11 protein-coding genes are annotated in these 14,155 nt (G+C 67.7%); 3 read left to right on the top strand and 8 right to left on the bottom strand.

Going from position 1 to position 14,155, the window contains the following annotated elements:
- Nucleotides 1–14: 14 nt before the first annotated feature.
- The 5 genes from secD to HUA78_RS37210 form a co-directional block, all read right to left on the bottom strand.
- Nucleotides 15–1,787 carry a protein translocase subunit SecD gene (secD, locus tag HUA78_RS37230; RefSeq protein ID WP_174465798.1) on the bottom strand — a complete coding sequence of 591 codons (1,773 nt, stop codon included), beginning with the start codon at nt 1,785–1,787 and terminating at the stop codon, nt 15–17.
- Nucleotides 1,788–2,144 (bottom strand): preprotein translocase subunit YajC, encoded by a 357-nt coding sequence (gene yajC, locus HUA78_RS37225; RefSeq protein WP_141643232.1) that lies wholly within the window; start codon nt 2,142–2,144, stop codon nt 1,788–1,790. It abuts the gene before it with no gap.
- A 142-nt stretch (nt 2,145–2,286) separates the two neighbouring features.
- The gene (gene tgt / locus HUA78_RS37220) at nt 2,287–3,495 is read right to left on the bottom strand and encodes a tRNA guanosine(34) transglycosylase Tgt (protein ID WP_141643231.1); all 1,209 of its coding nucleotides are present in this window, start codon (nt 3,493–3,495) and stop codon (nt 2,287–2,289) included.
- Nucleotides 3,496–3,500: 5 nt separating this feature from the next.
- Nucleotides 3,501–4,586 (bottom strand): tRNA preQ1(34) S-adenosylmethionine ribosyltransferase-isomerase QueA, encoded by a 1,086-nt coding sequence (gene queA, locus HUA78_RS37215; protein ID WP_174463424.1) that lies wholly within the window; start codon nt 4,584–4,586, stop codon nt 3,501–3,503.
- 60 nt (nt 4,587–4,646) lie between these two features.
- Nucleotides 4,647–5,759, bottom strand: a complete 1,113-nt coding sequence (locus HUA78_RS37210) for a SpoIID/LytB domain-containing protein (protein ID WP_174463423.1) — start codon at nt 5,757–5,759, stop codon at nt 4,647–4,649.
- A 27-nt stretch (nt 5,760–5,786) separates the two neighbouring features.
- Here HUA78_RS37210 and HUA78_RS37205 point away from each other — a divergent pair, with 27 nt between their 5' ends.
- From HUA78_RS37205 to HUA78_RS37195, 3 genes are all read left to right on the top strand, one after another.
- Nucleotides 5,787–6,389, top strand: a complete 603-nt coding sequence (locus HUA78_RS37205) for a hypothetical protein (protein ID WP_371745751.1) — start codon at nt 5,787–5,789, stop codon at nt 6,387–6,389.
- Nucleotides 6,390–6,519: 130 nt separating this feature from the next.
- Nucleotides 6,520–6,855: a hypothetical protein gene (locus HUA78_RS37200; protein WP_174465797.1), complete on the top strand. Its 336-nt coding sequence runs from the start codon at nt 6,520–6,522 to the stop codon at nt 6,853–6,855.
- A 142-nt stretch (nt 6,856–6,997) separates the two neighbouring features.
- Nucleotides 6,998–7,711: a hypothetical protein gene (locus HUA78_RS37195; protein ID WP_174455874.1), complete on the top strand. Its 714-nt coding sequence runs from the start codon at nt 6,998–7,000 to the stop codon at nt 7,709–7,711.
- 47 nt (nt 7,712–7,758) lie between these two features.
- Here the strand turns inward: HUA78_RS37195 and HUA78_RS37190 are convergent, their stop codons facing one another.
- From HUA78_RS37190 to HUA78_RS37180, 3 genes are all read right to left on the bottom strand, one after another.
- Complete coding sequence (locus tag HUA78_RS37190) at nt 7,759–8,985, bottom strand: KamA family radical SAM protein (RefSeq protein WP_254624114.1); 1,227 nt, start codon at nt 8,983–8,985, stop codon at nt 7,759–7,761.
- A 20-nt stretch (nt 8,986–9,005) separates the two neighbouring features.
- Complete coding sequence (locus tag HUA78_RS37185; protein ID WP_141643228.1) at nt 9,006–10,376, bottom strand: KamA family radical SAM protein; 1,371 nt, start codon at nt 10,374–10,376, stop codon at nt 9,006–9,008.
- A gap of 99 nt (nt 10,377–10,475) precedes the next feature.
- Nucleotides 10,476–13,367, bottom strand: a complete 2,892-nt coding sequence (locus tag HUA78_RS37180) for a serine/threonine-protein kinase (RefSeq protein ID WP_174463421.1) — start codon at nt 13,365–13,367, stop codon at nt 10,476–10,478.
- Nucleotides 13,368–14,155: the final 788 nt, after the last annotated feature.

Below are 14,155 nucleotides of genomic sequence, written 5' to 3'. Positions count from 1 at the left end.
GGCTCCCGCCGGTCTCAGACCGACACCGACTGCGCGTTACGGCCGTGGACGAAGTAGGTCATGATGACGCGAGTCACCACGATGGACGTGAACAGCGAGGCCAACAGCCCCACGATGAGCGTGGTGGCGAAGCCCCGAATCGGTCCGGTGCCCGTGAAGAACAGGATGAAGCCGGCGATGAGCGCCGTCACGTGCGCATCGAAGATGGTCCAGAAGGCGCGGTCATAGCCCTGGTCCACGGCCGCCTTGGCCGTCTTGCCGTGACTCAACTCCTCGCGGATGCGCTCGTTGATGAGCACGTTGGCATCCACCGCGACGCCCAACGTCAGCACGAATCCGGCGATGCCCGGCAAGGTCAGGGTCGCGTTGAAGAACGCCAGGCCCGCCAGGATGAGCAGACCATTCAAGAGCAGCGCGACGTCCGCGATGAGCCCCGCCTTGCGGTAGTACAGCCCCATGAAGAGGAGCACGAGCCCCAGGCCGACCAGCACCGCGAGGCCGCCCTTCTTGATGAGCTCGTCACCCAGGCTCGCGCCCACCTGACGAATCTCACCCACCGTCACCGGCGCGGGCAGCGCGCCCGCCTTGAGCACCAGCGCCAGCGTCTGCGCCTCGCCCAGCCACTCGTCGTGGGAGCGAGCCCCCATGCGACCCATGGTGATGCGGGCACGGCCTCCGCCGATCTTCTCGTTGATGTTCGGCGCCGTGTGGACGTTGTCGTCCAGCACGATGGCCATGCGACGGCCCACGCCCGCCTCGGTCAGCTTCTCGAACTCGCGCGCGCCCGCCGGGTCGAAGGCGATGTTCACCTCCGGCTCGTTCATCTGGTTCACCGACGCGTCCGCGCCCGCTAGGCTCTCGCCCGTCAGCGGCACGACCTTGTCCAGCAGGTACGTCCGGTAGGACGAGCACTCGTTCTTTCTCAGCGGGTTCGCGATGCACTCGGTGACGACCTGGCGGTTCTCCGGAACCTTGCCCTCGGTGTACTTCAGGAGCGCGTCACGCGAGGCGCTCTGCAGCTGCGGGAAGCCACCCTCTTCCGACACGGTGATGTCGCTGCCGGCCGGAGGCGGGTTGGACTGGAACAGCTGCGCGAAGAACTGCGGGTTGGTGTCGTCCACCATCCGGAACTCGAGCTGCGCGGTGGTGCCGACCAGTTCCTTGGCCTGCTCCGGGTTGCTGCGGCCGGGCAGCGAAATCTGGATGGAGTCGGTGCCGAGCTTGCGCACGTCGACTTCGGCGACGCCCCACTTGTCGATGCGGCGGCGGATGACGAGCATCGCCTGGTCGACCGCTTCCTCACGGAAGCGATTCACCTGGGATTCGTCGGGCGACAGCACCAGCGTCGCGCCATCGCGGTTGACCCGCTTGAAGTCCCCGAAGGTCGCCAGGACGTCCTTCTCGATGGCGTCCATGGTCGCCGGGTCCTTCGCGGTCAAGGTGAGCTGGAGCTTCTCTGGATCCGTCTCCGCCGTGACCTCGCCGAGCTTCTTGTCGGCGACGTACGTGGCGATCTGCTGGCCCCGGCGCTCGGTCCGCTTCTGGAGCGCCGTCTTGGTGTCCACGCGCATGACCATGTGGATGCCGCCCTGAAGGTCCAGGCCCAGATTGAGCCGGTACTTCGCGGGAGGCGCCCAGGCGGGAAGCCGCGCTTGCAGCGCCGCCAGGTCATTGCGCTGGGCACGGTCCATGACCACCAGCGAGTAGTACGACGGAATCAGGAACCAGATGGTCCCCAGCGTCACCGCGACAATCAGTCCAAACTTCCACCACCAGCCGCGGTCCATTTACTTCTCCTCCTTCTTCTTCTCTTCGGCGGGCGCCGCCTGCGCGGGCCCCTCAGCCACCGTGCCCTTGGCACTGATGGACGTCTTCAGGATGCGGATGCGCACGCCACTGGCGACTTCCACCGTCACGGTCCGCTCTTCGACGAGGTGGATCTTCCCGAGCATGCCGCCCGAGGTGACCACTTCATCGCCCTTCTTGAGCGACGTGAGCAGCGTGCGGTGCTCCTTCATCTGCTTTTGCTGAGGGCGGATCATGACGAAGTACATGATCGCCACCAGTCCCACGAGCAGAGCCAGGGTGTTCAGCGGGTTGGTCCCGCCCCCGGCCTGCGCCAGCATCAAAAAGCTCTCAGCCACAGACTGCCTCGTCGGTTGAGGAAGGCTTGGGATGGGGGACCCCCCACACTACCCGAAGGACCCATCCTGAAAGGGGGCCCTCTTAGCAAGGGGTCCCCATGTGAGCAAGTGAACGCGGGAACTCGGGATTCCATCCGGTCGCTCAGCGACCACGGGTCCGTTCGGCCTCCTGGGCCCGAGCCCTCTCCCGGAACTCCCGCGCGAAAGCGGCATATCGGTCCTCGGCGATGGCCTTGCGCACATCCGCCATCAGCCCGAGGAAGTAGTGGAGGTTGTGCAGGGTGTTGAGGCGCATCGCGAGGATTTCGCCCGCGGCGAAGAGGTGCCGCAGGTACGCCCTGCTGAAGTTGCGGCAGGTGTAGCAGGAGCACGCCGGGTCGACCGGCCTGGGGTCCCTGGCGAATGCCGCATTGCGGATGGTGAGCTTGCCCTCCGAGGTGAAGAGCAGGCCGTTGCGCGCACAACGGGTCGGCAGCACGCAATCGAACATGTCCACCCCGTGCTCCACGCAGGTGACCAGGTCCACGGGGGTGCCCACACCCATGAGGTAACGCGGCTTGTCGCGAGGCAGGAGCGGCGCCGCGTAGGCCACGCCCGCATGCATCGCCTCGGGGGCCTCGCCCACGGAGTACCCCCCCAGCGCGTACCCTGGCAGGTCCACGGCGCACACCTCCTCCGCGTGGCGCTTGCGCAGGTCCTCGTGGAGGCCGCCCTGGACGATGCCGAAGAGGGACGAGCGGCCTTCCCGGTTCCACGCCTTCACGCAGCGGTGCAGCCACCGCGTGGTGCGTGCGAGGGAATTTTCCAGGTACGGGCGGTCCTCGGTGGAGGGAGGGCACTCGTCGAAGGCCATGATGACGTCGGCGCCGAGCGTCTCCTGGATTTCGATGGAGCGCTCGGGGGTGAGGAAGTGACGCGCGCCGTCGAGGTGGGATTGGAAGGCGGCGCCCTCCTCGGTGATTTTGCGCTTCTCCGACAGGCTGAAGACCTGGAAGCCGCCGCTGTCGGTGAGCATGGGCCGGTTCCAGGAGACGAACTGGTGCAGGCCACCCATCTCCCGCATCAGCGCTTCGCCGGGGCGCAGCATGAGGTGGTAGGTGTTGCCGAGGATGATTTGCGCGTCGAGCGCGAGCAGGTCATCCGGCCCCACGCCCTTGACGCTGCCCACGGTGCCCACGGGCATGAAGATGGGCGTCTCGATGGGGCCGTGCGGGGTGTTCAGCCGCCCGCGGCGGGCCTTCGTTCCAGAGGCGTCCTCGTGGAGCAAATCGAAGCGCACCAGGCCCGGTGCCACCCGCGTGTCGCCCTTCTCGCGCGCCGTCTCCCGTACTCCCGCGTCCTGCTCACTCATGGCACTCACTCCGACACCAGCATGGCGTCGCCGTAGCTGAAGAATCGATAACCCTCACGCACCGCCTCCGCGTATGCGGCCAGCGTGCGCTCGCGCCCCAGAAGCGCGCTGACGAGCACCACCAGCGTGGAGCGCGGCAGATGGAAGTTCGTGAGGAGCGCGTCCACCTGGCGGAAGGTGAAGCCCGGGCGGATGAAGAGCGTCGTCTCGCCCGGCCCTTCGCGCAGCAGGCCCGTGGTCGGGTCCGTCGCGGACTCCAGCGTGCGCACCACGGTGGTGCCCACGGCGACGACACGCCGGCCCTCCGCTCGCGCCGCGTTCACCTCGCGCGCGGTGGCCTCGGGGACGGTGAAGCGCTCCGGGTGCATGTGGTGCTTGTCGAGTTCCTCTTCGCGCACCGGCAAGAAGGTCCCCGGCCCCACGTCCAGTGTCACCAGCGCGCGGCGCACGCCCTTGGCCGCCAGCGCGTCCAGGGTGTCCTGCGTGAAGTGCAGGCCGGCGGTGGGCGCGGCCACGGCGCCGGAGGCGCGCGCGTACACCGTCTGGTAGCGCTCGGCGTCCGCGGCATCGGGCTCGCGGGTGATGTAGGGCGGCAGCGGCAGGCGACCGGCGGCGTCGAGCAACGACGCCAGCGAGGCCCCCGGGGGCGCGTGGAAGCGCACGCGGTACTCCCCTCCTCCGAGCACCTCCAGCACCTCGGCCTCCAGGCCGCCGGCGAACGTGAGGCGCTGGGGTGGCTTGAGGCCCTTGGAGGCCTGGCCCAGACAGAGCCAGTCGAGCGACTCGGGAGCGCCATCGAGCGCGGCTGACGTCAGCGTGGAGGCGGCGGGCCGCACCACGAGCAGCTCCACGCGTCCGCCGGTGCCTGCCTTCTGGCCCAGCAGGCGCGCGGGGATGACGCGGGCGTCGTTGAGGACGAGCAGGTCACCGGGGCGCAGGAGCTCCAGCACGTCGGAGAACTGGCGGTGGCTCACGTCGCCGGTGGAGCGGCGGACGAGCATCAATCGCGAGGCGTCGCGCTGGGCGAGCGGCGCCTGGGCGATCTGGGACTCGGGGAGTTCGAAGTCGTAGTCTGAGAGGCGGGACGACACGGGGTTGGCGCTTGTAGCAGCCCCCGCGCCGCCGCGGAAAGCGCGCCGACGAAGGGGACGTCAGTAGAGCTGTTGGAGCTCGGCCCCGGGGTAGTAGTGGGTGAGGATTTCCAGGTACCCCCTGCCCTTGTCGGCGAGCGCCTTGGCGCCCCACTGGCAGAGCCCGGCCCCGTGGCCATAGCCGCGACCGGAGAACACATAGCCGTGGTCGGTTCGCTCCACCTCGAAGTCGAGACTCTTGAGGCGCGTGTAGCCGAGCCTGCGGCGGAGCTCCACGCCGTCCACCGTGCTGCCATCGCCCATGGTGATGCGGGTGACACGGCGGGTGGGCGTGCGCGCGGACACCTTCATGCCCTGGGCGGGGCGCTTGAGGGCGGCCTTGATTTCGGTGTCCGACATGGAGGCGGACCAGCGGCTCGCGGGCAGGCGTCCGCACGGACAGTCGACGGGCTGGAGGTAGGGCAAGTCGCGGTGGAGGGCGTCCTGTCCGGACTCGGTGCGACCGCCACAGGAGGCGTGGAAGTAGGCCTCGATAGGGGCGAGCTCGTAGGTGAGCACCTGCCCTCGGGTGGCGTCGACGGCGGCGCGGGTGCGGGGGTCCTCGCGGTTGACGCCGCCATACACCTGATGGAGCACGCTGCTGCCAAGATGAAATGCGTTGCTATAGCTCTCCAGTTTCTTCTGGAGGGCATAGGTGCGCGCGGCGATGGCCTGGGCCTTGAGGGCCTCGGGTGGGAAGGAGACCGGCATCTCGCTGCCAAGCACCGCGGCGAGGTAGTCCTCGAGGGAGATGACATTGATGAGCTGGAGCCCCTCGCGGAATGGCCGCACGACGACATCACCACGCACCTGGGCACTGCCGGCCTTGAGCGGCTGTTCACCCGGAGCGCTCCCCGCATCGTCGGAGGGGCTCAGACCCGCGCGGAAGCGCACGGAGTCTCCGATGACGGGTGCTCCGTTGACCTCGAGCCGGCCTGCCTTCCGACGAATGGTGGCGACATCGGAGGGGATGGGCACGAAGGTGGCTTCCTCGCTGTCCACGCCGAAGCCAAGTCCGCGCCCGCTGATGCGCACCTCCACTCCCGTGTCCTCGATGGCGATGCGCAGGGTCTCCACCGCGAGTGAACGCAGGGGAGCGAGCAGGAGCAGGAGCAGTGCAACAGGTCGCAACATGGCCTGGGAGTGTAGGAGCGTGGCCACGTGCCTCAAGAAAACGGCCAGAGGATGGGAGAGGATGGCGCGGCCGTGACACCTTCCGAGCCGCCCATTTCCCGTCTGCCCCCCTCCTCCTTCGTCCAGGCCCTCAGGGGGCTGGAGCCCCGTCCCGCCGCCCTGCTGAGCCGCCGGCTCGTCTCGGGGGCCTCCCTGGAGGACTGCGCGAGCTTCTACGGGGTGTCGGAGCAGGCCCTTTCGGTGCGCTTGCTGCAAGCCGCGGTGTTGCTGGCGATGAGGACGGGCACGGCAGCGAGGGATCCGACGGAGAGCGAGGAGGAAGCGGCCTGGGCGCGGATGCTCGCGGCGGCGTTGGAGCGGGAGGATGCACCGGTGCCCGTGGGACTGGTGCCGGTGGTAGAGGTCTGCCGTCGGGTGCGAGCCGTGAGTGCCGAGGTGGCCGCGGGCCTCGAAGCCGCGACGAGGGAAGACCAGGCCTCGCCAGTTCGGCAGCGCGAGGACTGGATGCGGAGGCTGGCTGTCGCGGCCCTCCTGGCCCTGACTGCATACCTGTACCTGTCGCGTCCGGAAGAGCCGCCCCGCCGCCCGCGCCCCCCGCCCCAACAACAGTTGGCGCCTGACGCCGGGTGACGGGCGCAGCCGCGTCCAGCAAGTGTCGCGCGTCACCCACAACAGTGAGTCCACTGTGTCCCGACGAACGTCCGACACTCGCGGATGCCCTTGCTGGACGAAGTGCTGTCCGCGCGAATATGGGAGGCCCATGCGAGTCCCCTTCGTCGGCCTCCCGCTGCTCGTGGTCACCTGCCTCCTCGTGGGTTGCTCGAAGAACGTGGACACACGCGTCGCCGGTGATGACGACGCTGCCATCGATGGTGCATCCGCGAGGCTCGAAGAACTGAGGGCACGCGCGGCCCAGGATGACCTGTCGTGCCAGGACCGCTGTGAGGTGGCCAACCAGACCTGCGGCGTGGCCGAGGAGCAGTGCTCCCTGGTGGACCGGAACCCGGACCGGGATGATCTCCCTCCGCGCTGCGCACAGGGCCGCGAGCAGTGCTCCAGCGCGAGGGACAGCTGCGCGAGTTGCCAGAACGGCTGACCGGGCCGACGACGGGCTCGCGGGGGGAATCACCGGATTCAGCGACAGTCCTCGCCGGGGGAAGTGGACGGAACGCGACCGATGCGCACCGACGGCGGACCGTGCTTAGATACGCGGGTTTCCACCGTCGAGGAGCCGCGTCATGTCCCGTCCCATTTCCATGCTCATGGCAGCCCTGTTGGTCCTTCCGGGCATCGCCGGAGCGGACGAAGGGGGCGAGCTGACCCCCGAGAAGGTGGCTCACATCCGCCGAGACGAAGCGGCGGCGATGAAGAAGGTCGACGACGAGTTCGGCAATCGCAAGTCCTCGGAGATGAGCAACGAGGAACGCGGACAAGCCATCCAGAAGCAGTCCGCGGCCACTTCGTCGGTGTTGGAGAAGCACGGCGTCACCGCGAAGGAGTACGACCGCTTCACCGCGAAGATGGGCCCCGAGGGCAACGAGCGGGCGAAGGCCGAGGGGCAGCGGCTGGAAGAGCAAGCCAAGTCGGCGAAGCAGGCCGCGGCGAAGCCCGCCGAGGAGAAGGAAGTCACCATTCAGCAAGGCTTCAGCAACGACAACCCCGTCGAGCTGGAGTCCACCGAGGGCGACAATCCCGTCGTCGAGATTGGCATTCCCGTCGAGGACGAAGAGGGAGCCGAAGGTGGCGCGGGGGCCGAGGGTGGCGAGGGCGCGAACGCGGAGGGCGCGGTGGCAGCCCAGGCCGCTGCCGCGAATGAGGATCAGGTGCCCGTGGAGATCATGGGCGGTGGGGACGACAAGCCTTCGAAGAAGGCCGCGCGCCGCGCCAGCTCACAGTCGCCCAAGGTGAAGAAGAAGGCGGCGAAGAAGAGAAGGAGCTCGAACGACGACTGACGAAGTCGTCCGCTCCCGGAATCACGCTTGCCGGGAGCCGCTGACGCTCAGCCCTTCCGCAGGTAGCCGTACTCCTGGGCACGAGCACGCCAGGTCTCGTCATACGGGCACGAGCAGTCGGTCTCTTCCGGCTCCGGGTAGGCGTAACGCTCGCCCTTGTAGTTGCGGAACACGGTCTCTCGCTCGCCCCGCTCGACGACGTAATCCGGCTGGAGCGTCACCTTGCCGCCGCCGCCGGGCAAATCCACCGCGAGGTGCGGCACGGCGAGTCCGGTGGTGTGGCCACGAAGCTGCTGGATGATCTCCAGGCCCTTGGCGATGGGCGTGCGCAGGTGCTCACAGCCTTCGGCCACGTCCATCTGGTGCAGGTAGTACGGCCGCACGCGGCTGCGCAGCAGCAGGTGGGACAGCTCCTTGATGATGCGAGCGTCCGAGTTGAGCTGCCGCATCAGCACGGCCTGGTTCTCCACGGGCACGCCGTGGTCCACCAGTCGCTCGCACGCCTCGCGCGCCTCGGGCGTCACTTCCTTCGGGTGATTGAAGTGCGTGACGACGAAGACGGGCGCATGGCGTCGCAGCGTGCTCGCCAGCGCATCGGTGACGCGCATGGGCAGAACCACGGGCACACGCGTGCCAATGCGAATCATCTCCACGTGAGGAATCTCGCTCAACGGCGCGAGCAACTCTTCCAGGCGCTGCTCGCTGAGCAGGAACGGATCCCCGCCGGAGATGAGGACGTCACGCACCTCGGGATGGCGCCGGACGTAGTCGATGCCACGGCGCATCTGGTCCTTGGACAGCTCCGCCACGCCGCCCTGGGTGATGCGCCGTCGCGTGCAGTGCCGGCAGTAGACCGAGCACGTATCCAGCGCCAGGAACAGCACCCGGTCGGGATACTTGTGGACGATGCACTCCTCTGGCCGCGTCTTGTCCTCGCCGAGCGGATCCTCCAGCTCGCCGGGGCGTACGCGAGCCTCGGCCCGCACGGGAATGGACTGCATGCGGACCGGGCAGAACGGATGCTCCGGGTCGATGAGCGACAGGTAGTACGGGCTGATGCCAATGCGGAACAGCGAGGACGTCTCCTGGACGCCCGCGCGTTCGTCGGCGGTCAATGGGATGAAGCGCTCGAGCTGCTCCAGCCCGCGCACCGCGTGGCGCTGATGCCAGCGCCAGTCGCCCCACTCCTCATCCGTGGCCTGGGGAAACAGGCGACGGCGCCCCGCGTCACTGAGCGAGGAGCGCTCGGTGAGGGAGTCCGCCGCCCCATTCATCGCAACCGCGGAGGTGTCCATCACGCCGCCCGGGTCTGCTCCCGCCACCACGCCTGGCCCTCTTCGGGCAGGGAGTCGATGGGGTCGAAGTATTCGTACTTCCGGTCGAGCGCCTCGGGGTCATTCGCCTCGATGCCCGTCCGGTAGTTCTTGGTCCAGAAGGAGATGCCGCGCGTGCGGTCATACTCGGCGATTTGATGGACCCAGCGTTTGCCCACGAAGGGCACGTCACAGACGATGCGCGGCGTCGCGAAGCCGGGCATGTAGCCCATGATGTCGTGCTGGAGCCGCTGCGCCTGATCCACGGAGAGCCGCCAGTGCTCGCTGTTGGGGATCATGTCGCACATGTAGAAGTAGTACGGCAGGATCTTCGCGTGGTCGAGCAGCGTGAAGCACAGCTCGAGCAGCGATTGCGCGCTGTCGTTGACGCCTCGCAGCAGCACGCCCTGGTTGCGGACATCACGGAAGCCCATGTCCAGCAGCTTGCGCACGGCCTTGCCCACCAGCGGCGTGAGCTGCGCGGCGTTGTTGACGTGCGTGTGCATCGCCAGGTCCACGCCCCGCTCCACGGCCTTCTTCGCCAGCCGGTCCAATCCCTGGAGGACCGAGTCCTGGAGGAAGTGCTGGGGAATGGCCATCAGCCCCTTGCTGGCCAGCCGGATGTCCCGGATGTTCGGAATGTCCATCAGCGAGCTGACGAACGGCTCCAGCTGCTGGATGGGCAGGTTCGCGATGTCGCCGCCGGAGACCACCACGTCGCGCACGGTGGGCGTGCGGCGCAGGTACTCGAGCATCTGCTCGTAGCGGTCCTTCGGTCCGATGGAGAACTTGTGCTTGCTGACCTGTGGGACGTCGTTGCCCACCAGGTCCATGCGCGTACAGTGCCCACAGTACTGGGGACACGTTGGCAGCATCTCCGCGAGCACCTTCGTCGGATAGCGGTGCGTCAGACCTTCGACGACCCACATGTCCTGCTCGTGAAGGCTGTCACGGCTGGCCTTCGGGTGATTGGGCCAGTCCGTGAGGCGGTCCGCGAAGGCGGGCAGCATGTAGCGCCGCACCGGATCCTTCCACAGGTCCTGGTAGTCCATCGTGTTGAGCATCTGCGGCGGGACGAGGATGGACATCGTCGCGCGCTCGCGCTGATCCCGCTCGAGGCTCTCCGCCAGGTCGTCCGGAAGGAGCGCACCCAGGGTGGCCCTGAGCTCCTTCAGGTTCTTGACGGTGTGCTTGCGCTGCCAGACGGAGCTTTCCCACTCCGCTTGGGTGACGTCCTTGTAGCCGGGGATGCGCCGCCAGTCGGGTTCCACGAACTCACGGCGGAGCGGATAAGAAAACGGCTGTTGCGCGGGACCGGCCTCGGCCTTGCCCCGGATGGGCGTCGATTGCATGGCGCATCACCTCAGCATGTAGCGTCGCGGGCCGGGCGTCATACCGCGCCCAGCACCACTTCATTCAACAAATCGTCGACGACGCCCGATGCCCGCTCCCTACTCAATGGCGAAGTTGACCAGCTTTTCGATCTTGTTCTCGGAGATCGAGACAACGACGGGCTTGGTCGTCTTGCCATTGAGCTTGAAGGAGATCTTCCTCTTGCCCACTGGGAGCACGAGGGGGCTTCCGAGCGTCACCGGCGTCTGACGGCCGGTCTTCTTGCCGTCGACGAGGATTTCGGCGCCTGCGGGCTTCGTGCTGCAAGCCAGCATTCCCGTGGCCTTCGGCTTCGGCGGGGTCGGAGGCGCGGGAGGAGGCTTCACCGTCTCGACGCGCTTCTCCTCCTTGGTGAGGTCGAAGGAAATGGTCAGCTCACCGCCATCACCCTCGGCCAGGAACTCTCCGGAGTAGGTCTTGTAGCCCGCCAGCTTCGCGGTGAACTGGTAGGTCTTCCCCACTTCCAGGTTGGCGAGCCGCGCGGCCGGGGTGCGTCCGACCTTCTTTCCATTCACGGCGATTTCCGCGCCGCTCTCACCCTCGAAGACAGCAGCGAGCTTCTTGGGCGCAGGCGGCGGAGGCTCCACGGGCTTGTTCTCCACGACAGGGTTCGCGGGAGGAGGCTTCTGCGTGGGAGGCGGAGTGGGCGTCTCCGTGCCTGGGGCGGGAGCGGTGTCGGGAGGCTGAGCGTTGACGACGGCGGTCGGAGGATCCGGGTTCTGGGGGGGCGTTGGAGTCCCCGTCTGCCCCGGGTCCACGATGGTGCCCGAAGGCCGCTCCTGGCCTCCCGGGTTGGCCACGGGCTCCGAGGGCCTCGCGGGTGGTTCCTCCGGCGGAGCCTGCGCCACGACCTCCGGGACCAGGTTGAAGGACACGGCCAGGGGTGGGCCTTCGACCACCGTCACGAACTTCTTCTCGGGCTTGTGCCCGGGAGCACTGGCCACGACCTCGTAGTCGCCGGCCGGAAGGGCCAGCATCATGTTGGGCTCGACCCTCTGCCCATTCACTTCGACGACGGCGCCGGCCTGCGGCACGGTGAAGGTGACCTGCTCCCCTGAAGGGCCGCCGAACAACACGACCAACAGGAGCAGCACCACCACGGCGATGCCGGCCGCGGAGCCAAAGAGCACCGGCTTGGGAAGGTTCGCCAGCGACTGCAGGGGCGAACCCTTCGCGGCGGGCCTGGACTTGGTCTTGGTCTTGGGCTTCGCGACAGGAACGGGCTTGGCCGTGGCCTTGGCGCCCTTCTTCGGCGCGGGCGCGGGCGTCTGCGTCCCGGTGACTTCCTCGCGCTCCTGGGTGTCGTCGGGATAACCCCCGCCGTCCTCGGAGCCGTAGCCGTCGTGTGTGTCGTAGCCCCCATCATCCTGGGGTGCGTCGTAGCCCCCGGCATCCTGGTGCTGGGGTGACGAGCCTCGCTGCGGAACGCGATTGCTCCGCCCGTTCGCCGAGACGGTGATGTTGCCGGTGGTCTCTTCGGGCGGCTCCGCCGAGGCCTTCGAGCGCGTGGGGGGCGCGGTCGGCGCCGGGCCGATCATCGTCGCACCCGCGTAGGCCTCACCGTCCTCGCTGGCGATGACGACCTGGGACTTGGGTCCGCTCTTGCCCTTGCGCACCGAGGGCTCCGGCTCCCGCGACGGGTAGGCCGAGGCGGTGCTACTGCCCTGGAGGGTCGGAATCTCCGAACGCCCCGTGATGCTGTCGTCCACCAGCACGCTGCTCTCGGCGACGCGCGTCTCCGGGGACATGAAGGTCTGGGTCGAGTCGACGATCTGCGTCTTGTCGGCGCCACCGCCGTCCATCTCCTCCAGCTCTTCGGCCGTGGGGGGCGGAATGTAATTCGGGGCGGGATGAGCCGGTGCCGTGGGCGCGCGACCCGCGGGAGAACCCGTCACCACCACCGCGGGCGGCGGGCGCCTCGTGCTCTGGCGCGGCGGCGAGGGGGGAACGGTGACGCCCGAGGTTTCGATCTGATCCGGGCGCTCGATTCCCGCGTAGCGCTCCATCTTCTCCGCCTCGCGGAGCATGTCCTCCGCGAAGGCCTCCTTCATGTAGGAGGAGAGGTGCTTCGACGAGTAGATGGCATCCCCAGCGAGGAGGAAGCGCATCAGGTCCTCGGCGAGATCCGAACCCCACTGGTAGCGGTCCTCGGTCTCACGCGCGAGCGCCTTGAGGACGACCTTCTCGAGTCCCGGCGGGATGTTCGGATTGAACTCGCGAGGAAGCGGAACGTCCGCGTTGCGCACCTTCTCCAGCGTGGAGAAGTCCGACTCACCGACGAAGAGCTTCTCACCGGTGAGCATCTCGTACAGCAGCACGCCGACGGCGAAGATGTCGCTGCGCCGGTCGATGGGCATGCCCCGGACCTGCTCCGGGCTCATGTAGCCGAACTTGCCCTTGAGGATGCCGGCCTGCGTCTTCTGCGAGCGGTTGGCCGCCTTGGCGATGCCGAAGTCGATGACCTTGACCTCGCCCTCATAGGAGATGAGGACGTTCTGAGGCGACACGTCACGGTGGATGATGTGCAGGTCCTGCCCGCGTGCGTCCTTCTTCCGGTGAGCGTAGTCCAGGCCGTCACAGAGCTTGGAGGCGATGAACACCGCCTGCGCGGTGGGCATGATCTCCTTACGCCGCCGGTATCGCTCCAGCATGGTCCGCACGTCGCGGCCCGCGACGTACTCCATGGCGATGAAGTACGTGTCGTCGTGCTTCCCGAGCTCGTGGATGTGCACGACGTTGGCGTGGTTCAGCTGAACGCTGATCCGCGCCTCATCGATGAACATCGTGATGAATTCCTCGTCCTCCGCCATCGTGGGGAGGATCTTCTTGATGGCGAGGATGCGCTCGAAGCCCTCGACGCCGAAGGCCTTCGCGATGAACACCTCGGCCATTCCGCCGACGTTGATGCGCTCGAGGAGCAGGTACTTCCCAAAAAGGGTCGGCTTCTTCATCTCGTGGAGCGGTCCGGGGCCGGGGAGCACCGCGGCAGGCGGAGCGCAGACCGGGCGGAGGACTGGACTCTAGTCGCAGCCTTCATAGCGAGTCAAACACGCATACACCCCTGAAACCTCAAGGAATTCGGGAGCTTGAACGCTTCTGAGCCCCATGGAAGCAGGAGCGGGAAGGAGGCGGCGCGTCACATGCCGGACGACCCATGCCCCAAGCCGCGAGGTGAAGCCCTACATCGCCCCCTGTCGTTCACGGTGTTCAGCGACAACCGGAGCGCCTGCGGCGTCGCTGGAGCAGACCACCATCCCGCGAGGCCACCTGGGATCCGTGGGTAGAACCCAGCGACGCAGTCCGGCGCAGGTGGAACAGGAGAGTTCGTACCGGCCCGTGCGGAGCCAACATGTGGGCAAGCGGTTTGAAGCCACGCGCCGGATTTGAGACCGCGCCAGTGAGAGTCGAGCCTGCGCACGCGTGCGGCAGGCATCATCGAGCCAGCCACTGGCGCCCTCCCAGGCACCAGGCGTTGCGTACGGAAGCGCCGCCAAGCCCCAACGCCAGTGGATATAGCCGCGTACCGCAATCCCAGCCGCCCCCAGCTCCGGTAGAGCTGGAGTGGAGGTGGTGCTGGACTCCGTGGGTGCCAGCACATGGGCAAGCAGCCTGGAGTCGCTGGCGGCCTTCGGGCACCTGGTGGCGTACGGGAGCGCGAGCGGGCCCCCGGCGGCGGTGGAGGTGGAGACGCTGTACGCGAAGTCGCTGAAAGTCAGCGCGTACTGGCTGCGCACACCGC

Origin of the sequence: Myxococcus sp. CA033 (assembly GCF_013336625.1) — a bacterium.
Lineage (GTDB): Bacteria > Myxococcota > Myxococcia > Myxococcales > Myxococcaceae > Myxococcus > Myxococcus llanfairpwllgwyngyllgogerychwyrndrobwllllantysiliogogogochensis.
The sequence above is the reverse complement of the archived record's forward strand: the minus strand, read 5'-3'. Positions and strand labels throughout refer to the sequence as shown.

What these genes read in the sequence shown, in the direction of transcription:
- secD (WP_174465798.1), bottom strand. Translation starts at nt 1,787, where the DNA reads ATGGACCGCGGCTGGTGGTGGAAGTTTGGACTGATTGTCGCGGTGACG.
- tgt (WP_141643231.1), bottom strand. Translation starts at nt 3,495, where the DNA reads ATGAGTGAGCAGGACGCGGGAGTACGGGAGACGGCGCGCGAGAAGGGC.
- HUA78_RS37210 (WP_174463423.1), bottom strand. Translation starts at nt 5,759, where the DNA reads ATGTTGCGACCTGTTGCACTGCTCCTGCTCCTGCTCGCTCCCCTGCGT.
- HUA78_RS37200 (WP_174465797.1), top strand. Translation starts at nt 6,520, where the DNA reads ATGCGAGTCCCCTTCGTCGGCCTCCCGCTGCTCGTGGTCACCTGCCTC.
- HUA78_RS37195 (WP_174455874.1), top strand. Translation starts at nt 6,998, where the DNA reads ATGTCCCGTCCCATTTCCATGCTCATGGCAGCCCTGTTGGTCCTTCCG.
- HUA78_RS37190 (WP_254624114.1), bottom strand. Translation starts at nt 8,985, where the DNA reads ATGAATGGGGCGGCGGACTCCCTCACCGAGCGCTCCTCGCTCAGTGAC.
- HUA78_RS37185 (WP_141643228.1), bottom strand. Translation starts at nt 10,376, where the DNA reads ATGCAATCGACGCCCATCCGGGGCAAGGCCGAGGCCGGTCCCGCGCAA.
- HUA78_RS37180 (WP_174463421.1), bottom strand. Translation starts at nt 13,367, where the DNA reads ATGAAGAAGCCGACCCTTTTTGGGAAGTACCTGCTCCTCGAGCGCATC.